This window comes from Pseudomonas oryzihabitans (genome assembly GCF_014522265.1).
In the GTDB taxonomy this organism is placed as follows: domain Bacteria; phylum Pseudomonadota; class Gammaproteobacteria; order Pseudomonadales; family Pseudomonadaceae; genus Chryseomonas; species Chryseomonas aestiva.
On record NZ_CP017024.1, the window covers coordinates 1,625,537 to 1,648,312 of the forward strand.

At 67.4% G+C, this 22,776-nt stretch carries 22 protein-coding genes and 4 pseudogenes; 16 read left to right on the forward strand and 10 right to left on the reverse strand.

Going from position 1 to position 22,776, the window contains the following annotated elements; translation table 11 throughout:
- Positions 1-51 precede the first annotated feature (51 nt).
- Positions 52-939 carry a lysophospholipid acyltransferase gene (locus tag BGI51_RS07500; RefSeq protein ID WP_187980760.1) on the forward strand — a complete coding sequence of 296 codons (888 nt, stop codon included), beginning with the start codon at positions 52-54 and terminating at the stop codon, positions 937-939.
- Between the two features lie 168 nt (positions 940-1,107).
- A complete protein-coding gene (locus BGI51_RS07505) occupies positions 1,108-1,380 on the forward strand; it encodes a PilZ domain-containing protein (protein ID WP_017641486.1) in 273 nt (90 codons plus the stop codon).
- Here BGI51_RS07505 and BGI51_RS07510 read toward each other — a convergent pair.
- Positions 1,371-1,688, reverse strand: coding sequence for a tetratricopeptide repeat protein (locus BGI51_RS07510; RefSeq protein WP_007160146.1), 318 nt, complete (start codon positions 1,686-1,688; stop codon positions 1,371-1,373). The two genes, BGI51_RS07505 and BGI51_RS07510, sit on opposite strands and share 10 nt — an antisense overlap.
- Before the next feature lie 217 nt (positions 1,689-1,905).
- Between BGI51_RS07510 and BGI51_RS07515 the strand changes: the two genes are divergently transcribed.
- The 3 genes from BGI51_RS07515 to BGI51_RS07525 are packed head-to-tail and all read left to right on the forward strand — an operon-like array spanning position 1,906 to position 3,665.
- Positions 1,906-2,868 (forward strand): M23 family metallopeptidase, encoded by a 963-nt coding sequence (locus BGI51_RS07515; RefSeq protein WP_187980761.1) that lies wholly within the window; start codon positions 1,906-1,908, stop codon positions 2,866-2,868.
- The gene (locus tag BGI51_RS07520) at positions 2,849-3,208 is read left to right on the forward strand and encodes a hypothetical protein (RefSeq protein ID WP_187980762.1); all 360 of its coding nucleotides are present in this window, start codon (positions 2,849-2,851) and stop codon (positions 3,206-3,208) included. Before BGI51_RS07515 ends, BGI51_RS07520 begins: the two co-directional genes overlap by 20 nt.
- A 16-nt stretch (positions 3,209-3,224) precedes the next feature.
- Positions 3,225-3,665 carry a bactofilin family protein gene (locus tag BGI51_RS07525; protein WP_187980763.1) on the forward strand — a complete coding sequence of 147 codons (441 nt, stop codon included), beginning with the start codon at positions 3,225-3,227 and terminating at the stop codon, positions 3,663-3,665.
- Here the strand turns inward: BGI51_RS07525 and rsmB are convergent.
- From rsmB to def, 3 genes are read right to left on the reverse strand one after another with little or no spacing between them, the layout of a single operon-like run.
- On the reverse strand, positions 3,649-4,950 hold the full coding sequence (gene rsmB / locus BGI51_RS07530; protein WP_187980764.1) for a 16S rRNA (cytosine(967)-C(5))-methyltransferase RsmB: 1,302 nt from the start codon (positions 4,948-4,950) through the stop codon (positions 3,649-3,651). The two genes, BGI51_RS07525 and rsmB, sit on opposite strands and share 17 nt — an antisense overlap.
- Positions 4,947-5,891 (reverse strand): methionyl-tRNA formyltransferase, encoded by a 945-nt coding sequence (gene fmt, locus BGI51_RS07535; RefSeq protein ID WP_187980765.1) that lies wholly within the window; start codon positions 5,889-5,891, stop codon positions 4,947-4,949. The genes rsmB and fmt overlap by 4 nt, the downstream gene beginning before the upstream one ends.
- Before the next feature lie 58 nt (positions 5,892-5,949).
- On the reverse strand, positions 5,950-6,456 hold the full coding sequence (def, locus tag BGI51_RS07540; protein WP_187980766.1) for a peptide deformylase: 507 nt from the start codon (positions 6,454-6,456) through the stop codon (positions 5,950-5,952).
- 229 nt (positions 6,457-6,685) lie between these two features.
- Between def and BGI51_RS07545 the strand changes: the two genes are divergently transcribed.
- The 3 genes and pseudogenes from BGI51_RS07545 (at position 6,686) to BGI51_RS07555 (ending at position 9,472) form a co-directional block, all read left to right on the forward strand.
- Positions 6,686-7,717 (forward strand): LysM peptidoglycan-binding domain-containing protein, encoded by a 1,032-nt coding sequence (locus tag BGI51_RS07545; RefSeq protein WP_187980767.1) that lies wholly within the window; start codon positions 6,686-6,688, stop codon positions 7,715-7,717.
- A 51-nt stretch (positions 7,718-7,768) separates the two neighbouring features.
- A pseudogene (gene dprA, locus BGI51_RS07550) lies at positions 7,769-8,853 on the forward strand (DNA-processing protein DprA).
- A 64-nt stretch (positions 8,854-8,917) separates the two neighbouring features.
- On the forward strand, positions 8,918-9,472 hold the full coding sequence (locus BGI51_RS07555; RefSeq protein ID WP_133860240.1) for an L-threonylcarbamoyladenylate synthase: 555 nt from the start codon (positions 8,918-8,920) through the stop codon (positions 9,470-9,472).
- Between the two features lie 8 nt (positions 9,473-9,480).
- Here the strand turns inward: BGI51_RS07555 and BGI51_RS23975 are convergent, their stop codons facing one another.
- The 4 genes and pseudogenes from BGI51_RS23975 to BGI51_RS07565 form a co-directional block, all read right to left on the reverse strand.
- Positions 9,481-9,939 (reverse strand): response regulator, encoded by a 459-nt coding sequence (locus BGI51_RS23975; protein WP_437179449.1) that lies wholly within the window; start codon positions 9,937-9,939, stop codon positions 9,481-9,483.
- 3 nt (positions 9,940-9,942) lie between these two features.
- Positions 9,943-10,182 (reverse strand): annotated as a pseudogene (locus BGI51_RS23980) (ATP-binding protein); the annotation flags it as partial.
- 198 nt (positions 10,183-10,380) lie between these two features.
- Positions 10,381-12,864 (reverse strand): annotated as a pseudogene (locus BGI51_RS07560) (PAS domain S-box protein); the annotation flags it as partial.
- Between the two features lie 158 nt (positions 12,865-13,022).
- Positions 13,023-14,000 carry an NADPH:quinone reductase gene (locus BGI51_RS07565; protein ID WP_158891453.1) on the reverse strand — a complete coding sequence of 326 codons (978 nt, stop codon included), beginning with the start codon at positions 13,998-14,000 and terminating at the stop codon, positions 13,023-13,025.
- A 143-nt stretch (positions 14,001-14,143) separates the two neighbouring features.
- On the opposite strand from BGI51_RS07565, the gene hemF reads away from it, so the two are divergent.
- Positions 14,144-15,073, forward strand: coding sequence for an oxygen-dependent coproporphyrinogen oxidase (hemF, locus tag BGI51_RS07570; protein ID WP_187980769.1), 930 nt, complete (start codon positions 14,144-14,146; stop codon positions 15,071-15,073).
- A 5-nt stretch (positions 15,074-15,078) separates the two neighbouring features.
- A complete protein-coding gene (gene aroE, locus BGI51_RS07575; RefSeq protein WP_187980770.1) occupies positions 15,079-15,894 on the forward strand; it encodes a shikimate dehydrogenase in 816 nt (271 codons plus the stop codon).
- 45 nt (positions 15,895-15,939) lie between these two features.
- Here the strand turns inward: aroE and BGI51_RS07580 are convergent, their stop codons facing one another.
- Positions 15,940-16,404, reverse strand: coding sequence for a hypothetical protein (locus BGI51_RS07580; protein ID WP_252977232.1), 465 nt, complete (start codon positions 16,402-16,404; stop codon positions 15,940-15,942).
- Positions 16,405-16,475: 71 nt separating this feature from the next.
- Here BGI51_RS07580 and BGI51_RS07585 point away from each other — a divergent pair.
- Positions 16,476-16,816 (forward strand): annotated as a pseudogene (locus BGI51_RS07585) (MerR family transcriptional regulator); the annotation flags it as partial.
- A 351-nt stretch (positions 16,817-17,167) separates the two neighbouring features.
- On the opposite strand, the gene BGI51_RS07590 reads toward BGI51_RS07585, so the two are convergent.
- On the reverse strand, positions 17,168-17,719 hold the full coding sequence (locus BGI51_RS07590) for a gamma carbonic anhydrase family protein (RefSeq protein ID WP_187980771.1): 552 nt from the start codon (positions 17,717-17,719) through the stop codon (positions 17,168-17,170).
- 44 nt (positions 17,720-17,763) lie between these two features.
- On the opposite strand from BGI51_RS07590, the gene prlC reads away from it, so the two are divergent.
- The 5 genes from prlC (at position 17,764) to gloA2 (ending at position 22,771) form a co-directional block, all read left to right on the forward strand.
- The gene (gene prlC / locus BGI51_RS07595; protein WP_187980772.1) at positions 17,764-19,860 is read left to right on the forward strand and encodes an oligopeptidase A; all 2,097 of its coding nucleotides are present in this window, start codon (positions 17,764-17,766) and stop codon (positions 19,858-19,860) included.
- Complete coding sequence (locus tag BGI51_RS07600) at positions 19,857-20,129, forward strand: YheV family putative zinc ribbon protein (RefSeq protein ID WP_158890069.1); 273 nt, start codon at positions 19,857-19,859, stop codon at positions 20,127-20,129. The genes prlC and BGI51_RS07600 overlap by 4 nt, the downstream gene beginning before the upstream one ends.
- Before the next feature lie 365 nt (positions 20,130-20,494).
- On the forward strand, positions 20,495-20,953 hold the full coding sequence (locus BGI51_RS07605) for an anti-virulence regulator CigR family protein (protein ID WP_187980773.1): 459 nt from the start codon (positions 20,495-20,497) through the stop codon (positions 20,951-20,953).
- Between the two features lie 262 nt (positions 20,954-21,215).
- Entirely contained in the window at positions 21,216-22,382 is a 1,167-nt protein-coding gene (locus tag BGI51_RS07610) for a lactonase family protein (RefSeq protein ID WP_064307107.1), read from the forward strand.
- On the forward strand, positions 22,382-22,771 hold the full coding sequence (gloA2, locus tag BGI51_RS07615; RefSeq protein ID WP_064307108.1) for an SMU1112c/YaeR family gloxylase I-like metalloprotein: 390 nt from the start codon (positions 22,382-22,384) through the stop codon (positions 22,769-22,771). The genes BGI51_RS07610 and gloA2 overlap by 1 nt, the downstream gene beginning before the upstream one ends.
- Positions 22,772-22,776 lie beyond the last annotated feature (5 nt).

Sequence of the window (22,776 nt, forward strand, 5' to 3'; positions counted from 1 at the left end):
CGGGACTTGTAGACGCTAAACTGTCGGCGCATTCAGACAGGAGTCCCTCTTTTGGAAAGATTCAAAGGCGCGCTGATGATCGCCTTCCTGCGCCTTTTCGCCCTGCTGCCCTGGCCATTGGTCCAGCGCTTGGGTGGATTCATCGGCTGGTGCATGTGGAAGCTGCCGACCCGCGCCAGCAAGGTTACCCGCATCAACCTCGCCCACTGTTTCCCCGAACTCGACGCCGCCGGCCTGGAGCGGCTGTCGCGCGAGTGCCTGCGTGGCATCGGCAAGACCCTGACCGAGAGCGCCTGCGCCTGGATCTGGTCGCCCCAGCGTTCCCTGCGCCTGGTGCGCGAGGTGGAAGGCATGGACGTCCTGCAGGAAGCCCTGGCCTCCGGCGATGGCGTGGTGGGCATCACCAGCCACCTGGGCAACTGGGAATTGCTCAACCACTTCTATTGCTCCCATGCCAAGCCGATCATCTTCTATCGGCCGCCCAAGCTGAAGGCGGTGGACGACCTGCTCAAGCGCCAGCGGGTCCAGCTGGGCAACCGCGTGGCGCCCTCCACGCCGGAAGGCATCATCAGCGTGATCAAGGAAGTCCGACGCGGCGGCGCCGTGGGGATTCCGGCCGATCCCGAGCCGAGTCGCAGCGCCGGCCTCTTCGTGCCCTTCCTCGGCACCACCGCCCTGACCAGCAAGTTCGTGCCCTCGCTGCTGGCGCGCGGCAAGGCCCGCGGGGTGTTCTTCCATGCCGTGCGCCTGGCAGACGGCAGCGGCTACAAGGTGATCCTGGAGGCCGCGCCGCCGGCCATGTACGACCCGGATCCGGAAGTCTCGGTGGCCGCCATGAGCGAGGTGCTGGCCGGCTACGTACGGCGTTATCCGACCCAGTACATGTGGAGCATGAAGAGGTTCAAGAATCGCCCGGATGGCGAGGAGAAGTGGTACTGAGGTCTTTCACCCGGGTCCTGCCCGGGCGCTGAGGGACAGGCGGTGATCCTATGACCTATCGCTCGGCGCTTCGCCAGGACCGTTCGGTCGGCGCGCGGCTGACAGCCGCTGGGCTTTGCCGGAAGCTGCCCGAACCTCTAGGGAACGCCCAAGCCAGGGAGTCAGGCGATGAATTCGCGCGATCAGCGCCAACATACCCGTACCCCACTCAAGTGTCGGCTGTGGATCGCCTATCCGGATGGCGAGATCGTCGGTGAGACCCGCGACCTGTCCGATGGTGGCGTCTATGTGGTGCATCCCGAGCTGACCCGGCTACCGCAGGGCACCCGCGTGGTCGGCCAGGTACTCGATCTGCCAATCGAGGCGCCCAAGGTGACCATGGAAGTCATGCGCACCGACGCCGACGGCGCGGGCCTCAGGTTCCTGCGCGATCAGGACTGAGCGCGGCGCGCCAGGCGCTTGAGAAACACCGTCATCTCCTTTTCCGCCTGCTTGTCGCCCCTGGCCTGCGCCGCCTGCAGGCCCTGGGTCCAGGCTGCCTCGGCGCTGGCCAGATCGCCGCTCCCCTCATGGGCCTTGCCCAGCAGCTTCCAGGCCGCCGAATAGGCCGGATCGAATTCGACGCAGCGCGCCAGGTGCTCGATCGCCCGCGCGGGCTCCCCGGCATCCAGATAGCCCTTGCCCAGTCCGAACCTGAGCAGGGCGTTGTCCTGGCCGCGAGCGAGCATTTTCTCCAGGGATTCGAGCATGGCGGACTCCGGTAGCAGCGGGAGGGACGGGCCGATTCACGACCCTGAGCCGAACATTCTGCCCCGACTACCGGCAGCCTGGCGATCCGGCACTGAAAATGCCATATGTCAGGTGGACAGGCAGGTTGGTCTGGAACAGGCCTTTTGCCATCATTTTGTGACGTGTTTCACTTTAAGCTGACTGATCTATCGGCGCCTAGGACGGCCGCAGGATCTGATGAAGCTGTTTTCTTCCCTCAGTCGCAAGCTTGTGCGGGACGGTGCCCACATCGTCGACCCGCGTCAGGCAAAGAGCCCCTGGCTGCTGATCCTGACGCTGACATCGCTGCTGACATTCGCTCTGGGCTGCTGGCTGGGGGGTCGGGTTTCGCCTGCCGCAGCTCCGGCCGCCCCTGTCGCTGACACTCCGGGCAGCGCCAGCACACCGGTGGCCCTGGAGCGAATGGGCGTGCTGGTCGGCCGGCTGCAATCGCTGGAGGCCGATACCCAGGCGCTGCAGCGGATGCTGGAGCAGAACAGGCAATTGCGCGACCAGGTGAGCGCTGTCGACCCCAGTCTGCTGGTCGAGCCTTCCGCGCGAGGTGCCCAGGGCGGTGCCTGGCTGCCGGCGCGATCCTGTAACGCCGGTACCGCCAGCCAGGGCTTGCCTCTGCGCATGCTGGGTGCCAGCGAACAGGTAGCGCTCTGCCTGCGTCAACAATTGGATCTGCTGCTGAACCGGGTGGCCAGTCGCAATGCCGCCCTGATGGCGATTCCCTCGCTACGCCCAGTGGAACAGGCCCGTCTGGGATCGCTGTTCGGCAATCGGGTCGATCCCTTTACCGGTCACCTGGCGTTTCATTCCGGTGTCGACTTCGCCGCGCCCACTGGCACCCAGGTACACGCCGCGGCCGGGGGGCGTGTCCAGGTCACGGGCGCCCTGGGTGGCTATGGCAATCGGGTGGAGGTCGCTCACGGCAATGGCCTGGTCACCCGCTATGCCCACCTGAGCCGCATCTTCGTCAAGGAAGGCCAGGTGGTCACCCCCGGGCAACTCCTGGGTGCGGTGGGCTCCACCGGACGCTCGACCGGGCCTCATCTGCATTTCGAGGTCTTGCGTGACGGCCAATTCCTCGACCCCCAGCGCTTTCTTGCCTTGGGCCGACTGGAGCCCGAGCGCGATGGCCAGGCGCGCGACTAGTCGAGCGTCGAGTCGCGAGCTGCTGCGCGGCGAATTTCGCCTGCAGCCGGTCCCGCGACGGCGACTGGCCGGCTGGGTTGGCTTGGGCCTGCTGCTGTTGATACCGCTCGCGTTGCTGGTGGTCGGGCAGCGGATCCACCAGGGATACCAGGCGGAACTGAATCACCTGCAAGCCGAGAATCAGCACCTGCGCGATCGTCTGGCGCAGCAGGCGCTGGATCGGCAAGTGGGCACGGCTGCCGAGCGCCAGCTGACCGAGCGCAACGCTGCTCTGCTGGCGCAGATCGAGCGCCTGACCACGGAGCTGGCCTTTTTCCGTCGCCAGAATCAGAAACCCTAGCTGGAGAGCAGCACGGATGTTCAATAGAAAGAAGGCGGCCCCCCGCCCCGCGGTGAATGGCTTTTCCAGTCTCATCGCCGACAACCTGGCGGTCCAGGGCGACCTGGAATTCAGCGAAGGCCTGAAGATCGACGGGCGGGTGCAGGGCAGCGTCAGCTTCAAGCCGGGCACCACCAGTCTCCTGGCGCTCAGCGTCAATGGTGTGGTGGAAGGTGACGTAAGCAGCTACGACGCCTTGATCGACGGCACCATCGTTGGCGATCTGCGGGTCGAGCATCTGCTGGAACTGCACTCCAATGCCCGGGTGCGCGGCAACATCACCTATCGCCAACTGAGCATGGAGAACGGTGCGGTGGTGGAGGGTACCCTGCGCCGTCTCGACGAGGCCACGCCGGTGCTGGAATTGCCCCAGCCCATCACCACCGCCTTACCTTCGGCGACTAGCGAGCAATCTTGATCAGTTTGCAGTAATAGAAGCCGTCGTGGCCGTCGGGCTGCGGCAGGAGCTGGCGGCCATGGGGCTGGGCGAGGCCCCAGGGGGCGGGGATATCCAGTTCGCGGGCGCCCGGGGTGCGGGCGAGAAAGGCGGCGAGGTTTTCGCTGTTTTCTTCCGGTAGCACCGAACAGGTGGCATAGACCAGGATGCCGCCCACCTCCAGCGTCGGCCAGAGGGCGTCCAGCAGTTCGCCCTGCAGCTGCACCAGGGGCGCGATGTCGCTGGCCTGGCGGGTCAGCTTGATGTCCGGATGGCGGCGGATCACCCCGGTGGCGCTGCAGGGAGCGTCCAGCAGGATGCGCTGGAAGGGCGTGCCGTCCCACCAGTCGGCCACGGCGCGGCCGTCGGCGGCCAGGGTGCGGGCGGTAAGGCCCAAACGGGCCAGATTCTGCTCGACCCGCTGCAGACGGCCGGCATCGGCGTCCAGCGCCACCACCTCGGCCAGCCCCGGTTCGCGTTCCAGCAGGTGGCAGGTCTTGCCACCGGGCGCGGCACAGGCGTCCAGCACCCGCTGGCCGGGTGCCAGCTCCAGGAGTTCAGCGGCCAGCTGGGCTGCTTCGTCCTGCACGCTGAGACGCCCCGTGGCAAAGCCCGGCAGGGCGGTAACGTCCTGGGGCTGCAGCAGGCGGATGCCGTCGGCGCTGAAGGCGCAGGGCACGGCCTCGATGCCGGCGGCGGCCAGATCGGCCAGATAGCTGTCGCGACTGCCCTGACGGCGATTAACCCTGAGAATCAGTGGCGGATGCAGGTTGTTGGCCGTGGCGACGGCTTCCCACTGCTCCGGCCAGCGTGCCTTGAGCGTCTTCTGCAGCCAGCGTGGATGGGCCAGGCGCGCGGCCGGATCATGCTCCAGGCCTGGCAGCAGGCTGTCGTATTCACGCTGGGCGCGGCGCAGCACGGCGTTGAGCAGACCCTTGGCCGAGGATTTCTTCAGTTTGTCGACGCAGCCTACCGTCTCGCCGATGGCGGCATGGGCCGGGATGCGGGTATGGAACAGCTGGTAGAGCCCGATCAGCAGCAGGGCTTCGAGATCGCGGTCGCCGGCCTTGAAGGGTTTTTCCATGAGCTTTTCCGCCAGCAGCGACAGGCGCGGCTGCCAGCGGGCGGTGCCGAAGGCCAGATCCTGGGCCAGGGCGCGGTCACGCGGATCGACCTTGGCCAGTTGCTCGGGCAGGCTGCTGCCCAGGGAGGCACGTCCGGCAAGGACCGCCGCCAGGGCGCGGGTAGCCGCCAGTCGCGGATTCATAGACCCAGCACCTGACCGGGGGCGAAGCGCTCGCGACGGGCGTTATAGAGATCGGCGAAGCCCAGTGGCTTGCCACCGGGCAGCTGCAGGCGGGTCAGGCGCAGGGCACCCTCGCCACAGGCGACCAGCAGGCCGGAGCGATCGGCATCCAGCACCATGCCCGCCACGCCCTGCCCTTCGGCCAGTTCCGCGGCCCAGACCTTGAGTGGCTCGCCGGCCAGGGCGGTGTGGCACAGCGGCCAGGGATCGAAGGCGCGGATACGGCGCTCCAGTTCCGCCGCCGGACTACCCCAGTCCAGCCGGGCCTCGTCCTTGTTGAGCTTGTGGGCGTAGGTGGCCAGGTTGTCGTCCTGCACCTCACCCGGCAGACTCCCGTCGGCCAGACCCGGCAGGGCCTGGACCACGGCAGCGGCGCCCAGGGCGGCCAGGCGATCGTGCAGGCTGCCTCCGGTGTCCGTGGCGGTCAGCGGCGTGGTCACCTTGCTCAGCATGGGGCCGGTATCCAGACCGGCTTCCATGCGCATCACGGTGACCCCGGACTCGGCATCGCCGGCCTCCAGGGCGCGCTGGATGGGCGCGGCGCCGCGCCAGCGCGGCAGCAGCGAGGCATGGCTGTTGATGCAGCCCAGACGGGGGATGTCGAGCACCGCCTGGGGCAGGATCAGGCCGTAGGCCACCACCACCAGCAGATCGGGTTCCAGCGCCGCCAGGGTGGCCTGGGCGGCGGGATCGCGCAGGGTCGGCGGCTGCTGCACGGGGATGCCGTGGCTCAGCGCCAGCTGCTTGACCGGACTCATGGCCAGTTTCTGGCCACGCCCGGCGGGGCGATCCGGCTGGGTGTAGACGGCGGCGATGGGATAACCGGCGTCGATCAGCGCCTGCAGGTGCACGGCGGCGAATTCCGGGGTTCCGGCGAAGACGAGGCGAAGGGATCTGGACATGGCGGACCTGGCGGAAAGGGCGAGCGGCGGACGCCGATGACGCCGTCCGCCAGGGCGATCAGGCCTTGTGGCGCTGCTGCTTTTCGAGCTTCTTCTTGATGCGATCGCGCTTGAGTGGCGACAGATAGTCGACGAACAGCTTGCCGTCGAGGTGATCGATCTCGTGCTGGATGCACACCGCCAGCAGGCCGTCGCACTCCAGCTCGAACGCCTTGCCGTCGCGGTCCAGGGCCTTGACCCGGACGCGCTCGGGGCGGCAGACCTTTTCGTAGAAACCGGGGATCGACAGGCAGCCTTCCTGGTACTCGCCCAGTTCCTGGGTGAGCGGCTCGGCCTCGGGATTGATGAAGACCAAGGGTTCGCTCTTGTCTTCGCTGACGTCGATCACCACCAGGCGACGATGGACGTTGACCTGGGTGGCTGCCAGACCGATGCCGGGCGCTTCGTACATGGTCTCGAACATGTCGTCGATGGTCTGGCGCAGGGCGTCGTCCACCGTGTCGATGGGCTTGGCAACGGTGCGCAGGCGGGGATCGGGGAATTCGAGGATGTCTAGGATCGCCATGGCATTGAGGGCACTTGTGGAATACAGTCAAGGGGCGCTGCTAAGATGCCGCAGCGTTGTTTCCACCCGGCTCGGGCTGGTCCCGAACGGTGGATGACGTCGGTCGACGGGGATGAGCGCCTGCGCCGCCCGGTGCCGACAGAGGTGGCGATCAGGGCACGACTGGGGCGATTCCCCGACGTTTGCGTGAAGACGGTTCTTCAAAGCTAAGTGTAAAGGGATTCGACGCATGAGGAAATCTTTGTTCGCCCTGCTGCTGGTTGCAGGGGGCGCCCTGCAGTCGGCGTACGCAGCGGTCACCCTGCGTCAGGATCACCCGGAAAGCTATACCGTGGTCCGCGGCGATACCCTTTGGGACATCTCCGCCAGATTCCTCAGCAAACCCTGGGAATGGCCGGAGATCTGGCAGGCCAATCCGCAGATCAAGAATCCCCACCTCATCTATCCCGGCGATACCCTGGTGCTGAGCTATGTCGACGGCCAGCCGCGCCTGCAGCTCAACCGCGGCGCCTCGCGCGGCACGGTCAAGCTGTCACCCACGGTGCGCAGCACGCCCATCGCCGAAGCCATCCCGGCCATTCCGCTGGAAGCGGTCAACAGTTTCCTGCTGCAGAATCGCGCCATCGATTCGGCCGAACAATTCCAGGCGGCGCCCTATGTGGTGGCCGGCAACGCCGAGCGCGTGGTGAGCGGCGCTGGCGATCGCATCTATGTGCGCGGCAAGCTGCAACCGGGCGTCTCGGCCTATGGCATCTATCGCCAGGGCAAGACCTATGTCGATCCCAAGACCGGCGCCTTCCTCGGCATCAACGGCGACTTCATCGGCAGCGCCGATCTGGTTACCCAGGAAGGTGACATCGCCACCCTGCGGCTGACCCGGACCACCCAGGAGGTCCGCCTGGGCGACCGGCTGTTCCCCACCGAGGAGCGGCTGGTGAATTCCACCTTCATGCCCAGCGCGCCGGCGCGTGACATCAGCGGCCTGATCCTCGACGTGCCCCGTGGCGTCACCCAGGTCGGCCAGTTCGATGTGGTGACCCTGAACAAGGGCACCCGCGATGGCCTGACCGAAGGCAATGTGCTGGCGGTCAACAAGACCGGCGAGACGGTGCGCGATCGCATCACCGGCGAGCTGGTGAAGATCCCCGACGAGCGCGCCGGCCTGCTGATGGTGTTTCGCACCTACGACAAGATCAGCTACGGCCTGATCCTGACCGCCACCCGCCAGCTGGAAATCATGGACAAGGTGCGCAACCCCTAACCCCTCCCGGGTCGCCAGGACGGCGACCGGCCACCCCTCAAGGATGACACCATGGCCAGCTTCTCCCCTGCCGAGCTGGACGCCCGGCTTCGCCTGCATGCCCTGCCGGAACTCGGCGCGGTGCGCCAGCGCCTGCTGCTGGATGCCTTTGGCAGCGCCGCTGCCGCCCTCAGTGCCCCGCCTCGGCCTGGCGCGCCCTGCGCCTGCCGGCGGTGGCCGCGGATGCCCGTCGCAGCCCGGCGACCCGCGAGCGGGTCGATCAGGCGCTGGCCTGGCTGGACGGCTCCGAACGCCACCTGCTCTGCCTGGGTGACGAGCGCTATCCGGCGTTGCTGGCCGAGATCGCCGATCCACCCCCGCTGCTGTTCGTCGAAGGACAGGTCGCGTTGCTCGAACGGCCGCAACTGGCCCTGGTCGGCAGTCGCCAGGCCAGTGCCCAGGGGCTGGACAATGCCCGGCGTTTCGCCCACAGCCTGGCCGCGGCCGGCTTCTGCATCACCAGTGGCCTGGCGCTGGGCATCGATGGCGCGGCGCATCAGGGCGCCCTGGAGGCCGGCGGTGGCACGGTCGCCGTGCTGGGCACCGGCTTGCGGCAGCTCTATCCGCGCCGGCACCTGGGTCTCGCCCGGCGCCTGCTGGCCGAGGGTGGCGCGCTGGTTTCGGAATTGCCGCTGGACTGCACGCCCCAGGCGGCCAACTTCCCGCGGCGCAACCGGATCATCAGCGGTCTCAGTTTGGGTACCCTGGTGGTGGAGGCCAGCCCCTCCAGCGGTTCGCTGATCACCGCGCGGCTGGCTGCCGAGCAGGGCCGCGAAGTGTTCGCCCTGCCCGGCTCCATCCATCATCCCGGCGCCCGCGGCTGTCATCAGCTGATCCGCGAGGGCGCGCAACTGGTGGAAAGCGTGGAACACATCCTCGACGCCCTGCAGGGCTGGCGCAGCCTGGCCCCGCTCGCCGCGGCCGCGGCAGTGGAGGATCATCCCCTGCTGCGCCACCTGACCGCCGGACTGCTCAACAGCGAAGAGCTGGCGCGGCTCTGCGGCCTGTCGCTGCCGGAGGTCCTGGTCCAGCTGACCGAGCTGGAGCTGGAAGGCCGGGTGGTGGCGCAGCAGGGCAGCTGGAGTCGGCTCGGCTAGCGGCGGATGACTGGCATCGGCAGCGCGCTCGGGTAGACTTCAGGGATTTGGCGGAGGCTAGGCGATGCATAACAGCTGGCGAGTGCGGCAGGCGGCACGAATCGTGCGCGAGGGGGGCGTCCTGGCCTACCCCACCGAGGCCGTCTGGGGCCTGGGCTGCGATCCCTGGGATCAGGCCGCGGTCTATCGCCTGCTGATGCTCAAGCGGCGGCCGATGGAAAAGGGTCTGATCCTGGTGGCCGACAACATCCGCCAGTTCGACTTCCTGCTCCACGATCTGCCCGAGGCCTCCCTGGCCAAGCTGGCCAGCACCTGGCCAGGACCTAACACCTGGCTGGTGCCGCACCACAATCGCCTGCCCGGCTGGGTGACCGGCGCCCACGCCACCGTGGCGTTGCGGGTCTCCGAGCATCCCCTGGTGGGCGAACTCTGCGCCCTGACCGGGCCGCTGATCTCCACTTCGGCCAATCCCGCCGGCCGCCCGGCCGCGCGCACCCGGCTGCGGGTCCAGCAGTACTTTCCCGATAACCTGGACGGCATCCTCATGGGCGAACTGGGCGGGCGCAAGAATCCCAGCGTGATTCGCGACCTGGTGACCGGCAAGGTCTTCCGGCCCTAGGCCCTAGGTCAATCGAGCAGTTGGCGCAGCAACCGCGCCAGCGCATCGATCTGGAACGGCTTGGCCAGCGAGAGCTCGCCATTCGGGGTCGGCCGCTCGGCGTGACCACTGACGAACAGCACCGGCAGCTCCGGCCAGCGCTCGCGCAGACGCCCTGCCAGCTCGGCACCGTCGAGATCCGGCAGGCCGAGATCGGTGATCAGCAGGTCACAGGGCAGATCGCCGTCGACCAGGGTGAGCGCCGCCGAGGCACTGGCGGCGGTGCGCACGCGATAGCCCAGCTCGGTGAGCATCTCGCGTAGCAGCAGTCGCACCGAAACATCGTCTTCCACCAGCAGCAGGCGTTCGCCCCGACTCTGGGCGATGGCCGGCTGGGGCGTGTCGCTCGCCGCCGGCCGCTCGGGTGGGGCGCAGGGCAGCCAGAGGCTGACGCGGGTGCCACTGCCCAATGCGCTCTCCAAGGTCACATGGCCACCCGACTGCTTGATGAAGCCATAGAGCATCGACAGACCCAGGCCGGTGCCCTGGCCAATCGGCTTGGTGGTGAAGAAGGGATCGAAGGCGCGATCCACCACCTCGGCCGGCATGCCGCTACCGGTGTCGGCGATGGTCAGGCGTACGTAATCACCTGGTGGCAGGTCATGCTCGGCGGCCAGGTCGGTGAGGTGATCGACGGCGGTTTCCAGGGTCAGCTGGCCGCCCTCGGGCATGGCATCGCGAGCATTGATCACCAGATTCAGCAGGGCGTTCTCCAGCTGGTTGGTGTCGGTGCGCGCCGGTGGCAACTGCAGCGCGAGGCTGCTGCGCAGGCTGATGCGTTCGCCCAGGGTGCGCTGGAAGAGTTCTTCCAGGGACAGGATCAGGTCATTGACGTTTACCGGCCGTGGATCCAGCGTCTGCCGGCGGGCGAAGGCCAGCAGGCGATGGGTCAGGGCAGCGGCGCGGGTGGCGGATTGCTCGGCGGTGTCCAGGTAGCGCTGCAGGTTGTCGTGGCGCCCCTGATCCAGGCGGCGGCGCAGCAATTCCAGGGAGCCGCTGATGCCGGTGAGCAGGTTGTTGAAGTCATGGGCGATGCCGCCGGTGAGATGGCCGATGGCTTCCATCTTCTGCGCCTGGCGCAGCGCGGCCTCGGCGTTCTGCAGGGCCAGGGCGGCGTCGTGCTCGACGGTGACGTCGCGACCGAAGACATAGATGCGTCCGTCGTGATCGGCGGTGGCCTTCCACATCATGTGGCGCCAGTGACCGTCGCGGGTGCGCAGGCGCCCGGGCAGATCGCTGAGCACCTCGCCGTGGCGCAGGGCGGCCAGGCGCGGAAATACCGGCGGATCGTCCGGATGCTCCAGCGAGGTCGGCGGCTGATGACGCAATTCCTCGTCGTCCCAGCCCAGGGTCCGGCCCCAGGCGGGATTGCGGCTGAGCCAGCGTTGCCCCTGGATGACGCCGAGCAGGTCGTCGGCGACCCGCCACATGCGGTCACGCTCGACGGTGCGTTCGTGGACGCGCTGTTCCAGCAATTCGGCCAGCCGCCGCAGGCGGTGCTCGGCCATGCGGATCTCGCTGACGTCGGTGTGCACGCCCACCCATTCGCAGACCACGCCATTCTCCCGCACCGGCAGGGCACGTACGCTGAAGGTGCGCCATTGACCATCGCGACAGCGCAGGCGGTGCTCGTCGTGGAAATCCACCTGCTGCTGCACCGCCAGGCGCCAGCGACGCAGGGTGCGGGGGGCATCCTCGGGATGCAGGGCATCGGCCCAGCCGTCCTGCTGATACTGCGCATAACTCTGCCCGGTCAGGGTGCTCCAGGCGAGTTGTTCGCCGAGCAGATGGCCCTGGGCGTTGCTGGTCCAGACCACTCCCTGCACTGCCTCCACGGCATTGCGGAAGCGCTGGTTGGACAGGTGCAGCGCGGCTTCGGCCTGCTTGCGCTGGGTGAGATCCACCACCACCAGACTCACCGACAGCGCCTGGCCGACTTCCGACTGCAGCGGTGAGCCGTGCAGGCTGACCCAGACCACCGTGCCGTCGGGGCGCAGGAAGCGCTGGTCCAGCTTGAAGCTGTCGCCCCGCTCGCGCAGGGTGTCGAGGTGGCGCTCCAGGATGGCCCGATCCTCGGGATGGGTCTGGGCCTGCAGGGTCTGCTCCAGCACCCCGACCTCGTTGCGATCGAGCATTTCGCAATAGCGACGATTGGCGAGCAGGATGCGCCCGCGGGCGTCGGTCTGGCAGATGCCGACCGCCGCCTGGTTGATCAGGCTGGCCAGGCGCGCGCTGTGTTCGCGCAGGGCGGTTTCCGCATCGACGCGCTGCTGGACGTCGTCGAACAGGGTGACCGAGGCGATCACCTCGCCGGTGGCGGAGCGGACCGGGGCGCTGGAGACCTCCAGCAGCCGGATGCTGCCGTCGGGTCGCCGATAGCGCATCAACTCGGGCGCCACCGCCTGGCCGTTGCGCAGTACCCGTACCGTGGGATAGTCGTCCACCGCATAGGGCTGGCCATTGGCGTGCAGGGCCCCGATGGCGCCATAGCGTTCGTCCAGCGTCTCGCCGGCCGGACGTCTGCCCAGCAGGATATCGACGCGGTCGTTGAGCATCACCGCTTCTTCGCTGCCGGCCTCGGTGATGGAGATGCCCAGGGGCGCCTGCTGCAGCACGCTGGCCAGCAGCCCCTGTTCCAGCGACAACCGCCGTTCGAGGTGGCGGACCTGGTCCTGGGTCTGCTGCCGCATGAGCAGGGCGCCCAGCAGCAGGGCCAATTGATCCAGCACCAGCCGGGTGTCCGCCTCGACGGCGCCGCCCAGTTGCAGATAGCCCAAGGGCTGAGTGGCAGAACCGAAGGGGATGAGCAACTCACCCACTGGCGGACTGCCCGCCTCGGCGACGGACAGCAGCCGCGCCTGGGGATCGTTGGCCAGGTCCCGCAGGGCCTGGGTGGCGCACAGTCGCAAGGCGGCCAGACCCGTGGTGCCGCCGAGGCGCCGTGACCATTCGCCGAGCGCCTGCAGGCGTTGTGGCAGCTCCCGCTCGGCGCTGCGCCGGGCGGCGAAACGGGCACGACTCGCCGGGGCCTGCCAGACATGCAGCAACCAGCCCACGGCGACATCGGCCCGGCGCAGCGGCACCAGATGCAGGTCGAGGCGTACCAGGTGACCGTCGCGGTGGCGCAGGCCCTGGGTCTGGCAGCGTTCGAGGGCGGTCAGCCAGCCGTCGGCCGGCGGCTCCGGGAGCAGCAGGCCGACGATGGATTCACCGAGCCAGTCCTGCGCCGTCCAGCCCAGCAGCCGGGCGACGTTCGGACACCACTGCCCGATCCGCCCTTCGGCGGTCAGGGTGATGAGCGCCGTGTCCGTGGCGGTGTCGAGCAGGCTGGCGAGGGGGCTGGAGATAGGCATGACGAGGGCAGCGATCCGGCCGATTCTGGAAAGAACGTCGAGGCCGAGGCGACCTGACTGTCCGAGATAGACCGGCGTTTACCCCCGTCGTGCCGCCTGGGTGCGGGAAACTTAATGGCCGTCACGATTTACCCGGCCAGGCATCCGGGTGCTTCGCCTCAGGGCAGCAGGATGGTCGAGCCGCTGGTCTCGCGACCCGACAGCGCCCGGTGCGCCTCCTGCACTTCGGCCAGTGGATAGCGTCGGCCGATGTCCACCTGGATGCGGCCATCGCTGATCAGCTCGAACAGCTGATCGGCCATGTCCTGCAGGGCTTCGGGGGAGGCGGCGTAGGTGGCCAGGGTCGGCCGGGTCACATAGAGCGAGCCCTTCTGCGAGAGAATGCCCAGATTGACCCCGGTGACCGCGCCGGAGGCGTTGCCGAAGCTGACCATGAGACCGCGTGGGGCCAGGCAGTCCAGCGACATCTCCCAGGTGTCCTTGCCGACGCCGTCGTAGACCACCGGCACCTTGGCGCCCTCGGTCAATTCACGGACCCGCGCCGGGACGTCTTCCTGGCGGTAGTCGATCACCGCCCAGGCACCCAGCGCCTTGGCCTTTTCCAGCTTTTCCGGGGAGCCGGCGGTGCCGATCAGACGCACGCCCAGGGCCTTGGCCCACTGGCAGGCCAGGGAGCCGACGCCCCCGGCCGCGGCATGGAACAGCACGGTGTCGCCGGCCTGCAGCGGATAGGTCTGGCGCAGCAGGTATTGCACGGTCAGTCCCTTGAGCATGACGGCGGCGCCCTGTTCGAAGGAGATCGCCTCCGGCAGGTGCACTAGATGCCGTTCGGGCAGCACATGGACCTCGGCATAGGCGCCCAGCGGCCCGGTGGCATAGGCCACGCGGTCGCCGGCCTTGAAGCGGGTGACGGCGCTGCCGACCGCTTCCACCACCCCGGCCCCCTCGGTGCCCAGACCCGAGGGCAGCGCCGGCGGCGGATAGAGGCCGCTGCGGTAATAGGTCTCGATAAAGTTGAGGCCGATGGCGTGGTTGCGCACCTGCACCTCGTCGGGGCCGGGCGCGGCGGGTTCGAAATCCACAAGTTCGAGTACTTCGGGACCACCGGTGCGGCTGAACTGGATGCGCTGGGCCATGCTTGCGTGTCTCCTGGTTGGAGCCCTTGGCCGGGCTCTCTTGGGGTGAGCCTTCATCCAAGCCGCAACCGCGGGCCGCGTCAACCGGTCGGATACGGGTGTTATGCTCTGCGCCCTCCCCGCCTGTTGTGGAAATCCTTGCGATGAATCCCTCCCTGGAGGCCGTCAAGGCCTATCTGCTCGATCTGCAGGAGCGCATCTGCGCCGCACTGGAGGCCGAGGATGGCAGCGCAGCCTTCGCCGAAGACGCCTGGACCCGGCCGACCGGCGGTGGTGGCCGCACCCGGGTGATTGCCGACGGCGCCCTGCTGGAAAAGGGCGGCGTGAACTTCTCCCATGTGCATGGCGACAGCCTGCCGCCCTCGGCCAGCGCCCATCGTCCGGAACTGGCCGGGCGCAGCTTCGAGGCCATGGGTGTCTCCCTGGTCATGCACCCGCGCAATCCCCATATCCCCACGGCTCACGCCAATGTGCGCTTCTTTCTCGCCGAGAAGCCCGGCGAGGCGCCGGTCTGGTGGTTCGGTGGCGGTCTCGACCTCACCCCCTACTACGGCAACGAGGCCGACTGCGTGCACTGGCACCAGGTCTGCCATGACGCCTGCGCGCCCTTCGGCGCCGACGTCTATCCGCGCTACAAGGCCTGGTGCGACCGCTATTTCCATCTTAAGCACCGGGGCGAGCCGCGCGGCATCGGCGGTCTGTTCTTCGACGACCTGAACGATTGGGACTTCGACACCTGCTTCGCCTTCCAGCGCGCCATCGGCGATGCCTTCGTCGACGCCTACCTGCCCATCGTCCAGCGCCGCCGCGACCAGCCCTACGGTCAGGCCGAGCGGGAATTCCAGGCCTATCGCCGCGGCCGCTACGTGGAATTCAACTTGGTCTATGACCGTGGCACCCTGTTCGGCCTGCAGTCCGGCGGGCGCACCGAGTCCATCCTCATGTCGCTGCCGCCCGAGGTGCGCTGGGGCTATGACTGGAAACCCGTGCCCGGCTCGCCGGAAGCGCGGCTGACCGATTTCTTTCTCACCGACCGCGACTGGCTCGCGCTCGCCCCGACGCCCGCAGGATAGAGCCCATGGATCGCTACGCCGTCTTCGGCAATCCCATCGCCCACAGCAAGTCGCCGCTGATCCACAGCCTGTTCGCCGACCAGACCGGGCAGCGCCTGCACTACGGGACGCTGCTGGCGCCGCTGGACGGCTTCAGCGAAAGCGCCCGCAGCTTTTTCCAGAGCGGCCTGGGCGCCAATGTCACGGTGCCCTTCAAGGAAGAGGCCTATCAGCTGTGCGATGAACTCACCCTGCGCGCGCGGCGGGCCGGAGCGGTCAACACCCTCAAGCGCCAGGCCAATGGTCGCCTGCTCGGCGACAACACCGACGGCGCCGGTCTGGTCCGGGATCTCACGGTCAACGCCGGTCTGCAGCTGGCCGGCCAGCGCGTCCTGGTGCTGGGCGCCGGCGGCGCCGTACGCGGGGTGCTGGAGCCGCTGCTGGCCTGCAACCCCGGACAACTGGTGCTGGCCAATCGCACCGAACTCAAGGCGGTGCAACTGGCGCGGGAGTTCGCCGAGCTGGGGACCATCGAGGTGGCCTCCTTCTCCACCCTGAGAGAGCCCTTCGACGTCATCATCAACGGCACCTCGGCCAGTCTCGGTGGCGGTCGCCCGCCCCTGTCGGAGGCGGTTATCGGCCCGCAGACGGTGACCTACGACATGATGTACGGCAAGGATCTCACCCCCTTCAACCGCTGGGCGCAGGACGAGGGTGCCTTCCACACCCTGGACGGCCTGGGCATGCTGGTGGAACAGGCCGCCGAGGCCTTCGAACTCTGGCGCGGCGTGCGTCCCGATGGTGCTCCAGTGCTGGCGGAGCTGAGGCGGCAGCTGGGCTGAGGTCGGGCCTGGGCGGTGTTGGGCTTCGCTGCGCTCAGCGCCAACCTACTGGAGCGTCGTCGTCGTAGGTTGGGCTGAGGCGGTTCTATCGCCGAAGCCCAACGAGCAGGGGCATGAGGCCAGAGATACCGGCCACGCCTGGGCGACGCCGAAGCCGATTTCGACTACCAGGAACATTGCCAGCAAGGGACTGGCGCCCTGGTACAGCGCCCAGGCCTGCCAGAAGGCGAACAGGCCCCTGGCCACGGCGTCGTAGCGTCCCAGCAGCAGAGAAGGCCTGACCAGGCGCAGCACAGACCAGACGCACACCAGGGAGCCCAGCAGATTGCCCAGCAGCAGGGCTTCCGGCGGGAACTCCGCCAGGGGCGCCAGGCCCAGTGCCTGGCCGAGACCGTCGAGCTGCCGCAGCAGCCAGGCGAGACTCCAGGGGGTGGCGAAGGGCGCGGTAACCAGCAGATCATAGAGGGCGCTGGCACGGACCAGCCGCAGATAGGGCGCAAGCTTCCACATGGGCGGACTTCCTTGAACGAGAGGAAGTCCAGTGTCGACCCTGGAGCTAGGTCCAGGGTCAAGGAGAATGGATGCGTATCGGCACCCTCGCCCAGGCCACCGGCCTGAGTCGCGACACCCTGAGATTCTACGAGCGCCAGGGCTGCTCAAGGCGCGGCGGCGGGCCAACGGTTATCGTGACTATCCGCCTGAAGCCGTGGAATGGCTGGGCTACATCCGTACCGCCCAGCGACTGGGTTTCAGCCTGCAGGAAATCGCCGCCAACCTGGAGGACGTCGAGCGCGCTGCCGATCCCGACGCCTATTTGCAGGAACTGCTGCGCGACAAGCTCAGGGTCATCGAGGCGCGCATCGACGAATTGCAGGCGTTGCGTGGGGTGCTGTATTCGCGGCTGGGTGAAGCCTGTCCGCTGCGGGGTTGGCAGATCGCGGCCGACGCGACCGCTCCTAGGGGCTGGGTCATAACAGCTGATCGCGATCGGGTCGGAGATGTGGAAGATGACCCCCCGCTCGGATAGCCCCGTCTTCCTTTGGGAGAGGGTTGGGGTGAGGGCGAGCCTCGCGCCACGAAGTCACCTGTGGAAAAGGCTGCGCCGTTTTCCACGCTACGGCTCTGCAGGCTACTCGGATAGCGCCCTCTCTGGGGTGAGGGCGTGCCCCGCGCCATGAAGTCACCTGTGGAAAAGGCTGCGCCGTTTTCCACGCTACGGCGCTCGCTCTGCGGCTGAGGCGGCTTTGTCTCCGAAGCCAACGAATGCGGACGCCTAGGCACCCTCCTCCCCATAGCCTTCGGCCAGATGCTGGTCCTTGAGCTTCACGTAGTTGCCGGCGCTGTAGGTGAAGAAGGCGCGTTCCTTCTCCTCCAGCGGGCGGATCTGCTTGACCGGGCGGCCGACGTAGAGGTGGCCGCCTTCCAGCCGCTTGCCTGGCGGGACCAGACTGCCGGCGCCGATCACCACGTCGTCCTCCACCACCGCGCCGTCCATGACGATGCTGCCCATGCCCACCAGCACCCGGTCGCCAATCGTGCAGCCGTGCAGGGTCACCTGGTGGCCGACGGTGACGTCGCTGCCGATCAGCAAGGGATAGCCGTCCGGATTGAAGGGGCCGGCGTGGGTGATATGCAGCACGCTGCCGTCCTGGATGCTGGTGCGGGCGCCGATGCGGATGCGATGCATGTCGCCGCGGATCACTGTCAGCGGCCATATCGAGCTGTCTGCGCCGAGCTCGACATCACCGATTACCACCGCGGTGGCATCGACGAAGGCGCGTTCGCCCAGGTGCGGGGTCTTACCCTGGAAGGTCCTTATGGTCACGATAGATACCTTTTCTCGTCGGAAGGGTCTTGAGACCTATTAGGATGGGCTCCATATATAACTGTCAAAGCCATCGCCCCGAGGGGAACGCCGTGAGCGCCAGCAATCCGCTGCTTCAGTCCTACGACCTGCCGCCCTTTTCCGCCATCAAGCCCGAGCACGTCGAGCCGGCCATCGATACCGTCCTGGCCGAGAACCGTGCCGCCCTGGCCAAGTTGCTGGAGACGCAGAAGGAACACCCCACCTGGGCCGGCCTGGTGCTGGCGATGGACGAGCTGAACGATCGGCTGGGCCAGGCCTGGAGCCCCATCGGCCACCTCAACGCCGTGTGCAACAGCGCCGAGCTGCGCGCCGCCTATGAGGCCTGCCTGCCCAAGCTGTCGGCCTATTCCACCGAGATCGGCCAGAACAAGGACCTCTTCCAGGCCTACAGCCGCCTGGCCGAAAGCGAAGAAGCCAAGGGCTTCGACGCCGGCCAGAAGACCACCCTGGAACACGCCCTGCGTGACTTCCGCCTGTCCGGCATCGACCTGCCGCCGGCGGAGCAGCAGCGCTATGCCGCCATCCAGGCGCGCAAGTCCGAGCTGGGCAGCAAGTTTTCCAACCAGTTGCTCGACGCGACGCAGGCCTGGACCAAGCACCTCACCGATGAAGCCGCCCTCGCCGGCCTGCCCGAGTCGGCCAAGGCCCAGCTGCAGGCCGCTGCCCAGGCCAAGGAGCTGGACGGCTGGCTGGTGACCCTGGAATTCCCCAGCTACTACGCGGTGATGACCTACGCCGATGACCGCGCCCTGCGCGAGGAAGTCTATGCCGCCTACGCCACCCGCGCCTCCGAGCAGGGCCCCAACGCCGGCCAGTTCGACAACGGCCCGGTGATGGAGGAATTGCTCGATCTGCGCCAGGAACTGGCGCGCCTGCTGGGCTACGCCAACTATGCCGAGCTGTCGCTGGCCACCAAGATGGCCGAGAGCAGCGACCAGGTCCTGGGTTTCCTGCGCGACCTCGCCGTGCGCTCCAAGCCCTTCGCCCAGCGCGACCTGGAAGAACTGCGTGCCTTCGCCGCCGAACAGGGCGTGCAGGATCTGCAGAGCTGGGACACCGGCTATTTCGCCGAAAAGCTGCGCCAGCAGCGCTATTCGCTGTCCCAAGAGGAGGTCCGCGCCTGGTTCCCGGTGGACAAGGTGCTCTCCGGCCTGTTCGCCACGGTGCAGAAGCTCTATGGCATCGAGATCGCCGAACTGCGCGATTTCGAGAAGTGGCACCCGGACGTGCGCCTGTTCGAGATCAAGGAAAACGGTACCTCCATCGGCCGCTTCTACTTCGATCTCTATGCCCGCGCCAACAAGCGCGGTGGCGCCTGGATGGACGGTGCCCGCGACAAGCGTCGCGATGCCCAGGGCCGGCTGATCGATCCGGTGGCCTACCTGGTCTGCAACTTCACCCCGGCCAGCCCCGGCCAGCCGGCGCTGCTCACCCATGACGAGGTGACCACCCTCTTCCACGAGTTCGGCCACGGCCTGCATCACCTGCTGACCCGCGTCGAGCACGCCAGCGTCTCCGGCATCAACGGCGTGGCCTGGGATGCGGTGGAGCTGCCCAGCCAGTTCATGGAGAACTGGTGCTGGGAGCCCGAGGGCCTGGCGCTGATCTCCGGTCACTACGAGACCGGCGAGCCGCTGCCCCAGGCGCTGCTGGACAAGATGCTGGCGGCTAAGAACTTCCAGTCCGGCCTGATGATGCTGCGCCAGCTGGAATTCTCGCTGTTCGACTTCGAATTGCATGCCAGCCATGGCGACGGCCGCAGCGTGCGCGAGGTGCTGGAAGGCATCCGCGACGAGATCTCCGTGGTACGGCCGCCGGCCTACAACCGCTTTCCCAACAGCTTCGCGCACATCTTCGCCGGCGGTTATGCCGCGGGTTACTACAGCTACAAGTGGGCCGAGGTGCTGTCCGCCGATGCCTTCGCCAAGTTCGAGGAAGAAGGCGTCTTCAATCCGCAAACCGGTCGGGCCTTCCGTGAAGCCATCCTGGCCCGCGGCGGCTCCCAGGCGCCCATGGTGCTGTTCGTCGACTTCCGCGGCCGCGAACCCAGCATCGATGCCCTGCTCCGCCATTCCGGGCTGAGCGAGGAGGCGGCGTGAGCGAGCCGATCCGCAAGAGGTTCATCGCCGGGGCGGTCTGCCCGGCGTGCCAGGCGCAGGACACCCTGAAGATGTGGACCCAGGACGGCACGCCCAACCGCGAGTGCGTCTCCTGCGGCTACAGCGACACCCTGGACGAGCGCGGCAATTCGGTCCCCAAGGAATTGCCGACGCGGGTCAATATCAGTGCGCTCAAGCCCAAGAAGCCCGATCCCAAGGTGCAGGCCGTGCAGTTCTTTCCCAATCCCAAGCTGAAGAAGCCGGAATAGGGAAAGGCGACCTCCAGAAAAGCCGCGCCCGGTCGTCCAGGTGCGGCTTTTCCGTTTCCAGGCTGGAGAAAATCGCTCCGCGCAGAGCTTGAGTGCAGGCGAAAATGGACGTCAGCATAGGGGGGTCCCAGGCTTTATCCACAAAAAGCGGATTCGATAGCCAGCCGATCATCTTTTTAAGGTATTGATAATAAAGAATTTTTATTTGGTCCCTAACAACGTTTGGGGATTTATCATGGAGTTATACCGCTTTTATCCCCGATTTATCCACAGGCTATAAGTCCGGGAATGACCTGGGAGTCTTTTTCAGTAACCAGACTCCAAGTGGATAACCGCTGCCATCGTCTTCTACGAGGAAGCCGCCGATGCGTACCCTTCTTTCCACTGCAGCCCTCTGTCTGATCGGCAATCTGGCCCTGGCCGCGCCTCCGGATCACGGACCCGGCGGGCCCAAGGGTCCGCACGGACCGGGCTGGCAGGAACAGGGTGGCCCCCATGGCCAGGGACCGGGGCCCGGGTCGCGCGGCCAGGGTCGCCCGGGTGCCGGACCGGCCGCCGGTGGGCCGCCGGATCTGGGACCGGCGCGGGAGCGCATCCAGGCACTGCGCGGCCAGATCGGCCGCGGTGGCGACCTGCCGCCAGGACTGCGTCTGGAACGCGGGCACCCTTTGCCTCCCGGGTATGGCCGACCGCTGCCGCCGGGTATCGCCCGCCAGCTGCCGGATTATCCGGGCTACGAATGGCGCCGCCTGGGGACCGACATGGTGCTGGTCGCCGTGGGCACCGGGCTCGTCTACGCCATTCTGCAGGGCGTGCTGGACTAGCCTGACCAATTCTTTTACCGGCAGCCCCCGGACAATGCCGAGTTCACCGCAGGCTCTGGCGCGGCCTCCTCGCGCCGGTTGACCCGACATAGACCGCCAGCGCGCCGGCGCAGGCGATAAATGGCGAAAGGCCTCTGGCACAGTGCCAGCCCGGATTTCAGTAGAATAGCCGCCGCGCACGGCCGCCTTCCGCCTCCAGACGGTAGGGAAACCGGGCCGCTCCGCATCGGTCTCAACGCCCACCGCTCGCCAAGGATTTCCCATGAGAGCTCTGCCCCGTCTGCTGCCGCTGGCCCTGTTCGCCCTGCTCGTGGGGCACAACGCCCCGGCCCGCGCCGAACCCGGTCTGTTCAATCTGCTGGTCGGCAGCTACACCGCGGGCAGCAGCCAGGGGCTGTATGTCTATCGCTTCAACAGCCGCAATGGTCAGATCGATGGCCCGCTGCGCATCGTCAAGGCGTCCAACCCCTCGTTTCTGACCCTGTCGCGGGATGGCCGGACCCTGTTCGCCGTCAACGAGAATGGCCGGGGTTCGAGCGGCGACAGCATCGGGCGGGTCACTTCCTATCGTTTCGAACCCGGCAATGGCCGCCTGCAGCAGATCAGCCAGGTCAAGAGCCTGGGCGACGAGCCGACCCATTCCAGCCTCAGCACCGACGGCAAGTTCCTGTTCGTGGCCAACTACTCCAGCCTGCCGGAGGGCTCGCTGGCGGTGCTGCCGATCCAGGACGGCGGCGTGCTCAGTCCGGTGGCGCAGATCGAATTCCACCAGCCCAGCGAACAGCACCCGCGCCAGCAGTCCAGCCATGTGCACGCGGCGGTGACCACTCCGGACGGCCGCTTCGTCTTCGCCCCGGATCTGGGCGCCGACAAGGTATTCGTCTATCGCTATCTGCCGCAGCAGCCGGAGCGACCGCTGGTGGCCGCCGAGACGCCCTTCGTGCCGGTGCCGGAAGGCAGCGGGCCGCGCCACCTGGTGTTCAGCGCCGATGGCCGCTACGCCTACCTGACCCTGGAGCTGGCCGGTCAGGTGATGGCCTTCGCCCACCAGGACGGCATGCTGCGGCAGTTGCAGAGCTACAGCCTGACGCCCCAGGAATTCACCGGCGAGCGGGATGCCGGGGCCCTGCACCTGTCCGGCGACGGACGTTTCCTCTATGTCGCCAGCCGTGGCACGGACAACCAGCTTGCCGTGTTCGCGGTGAATCCCGACGGTACCCTGACCTTTGTCGAGCGCCATCCGGTCAACGGCCTGTCGCCGCGGGAGTTCGCCATCGATCCGTCCGGGCGGTACCTGCTGGTGGCCAACCAGAAATCCAACCAGCTCAAGGTCTTCGCCCGGGATCCCGACAGCGGCAAGCTCGGCGATGAACTGCAGAGCCTGGACGTCGGTGCTCCGTCCGACCTCAAATTCGTCGCGGTACCCTGATGACCCACTTCGACCGTCTGCACCATGTGGCGCTGATCTGCGCCGACTACGAACGCTCCCGGCACTTCTATACCGAGATCCTCGGGTTGCCGGTGATCGCCGAGACCTATCGCGAGGCCCGGCGCTCCTGGAAGCTGGATCTGGCAGTGGGCACGCATGCCCAGCTGGAGCTGTTCTCCTTTCCCGATGCCCCGCCCAGGCCGTCGCGCCCGGAGGCCCAGGGCCTGCGCCACCTGGCTTTCGCCGTGGCCGACCTGGACGCCACCGTCGCCCACCTGCAGGGCCATGGCGTGGTCACCGAACCGATCCGTACCGACGAGCTGACCGGCAGGAGATTCACCTTTTTCGCCGATCCGGACGATCTGCCACTGGAAGTCTACGAGCGCTGAGTTCG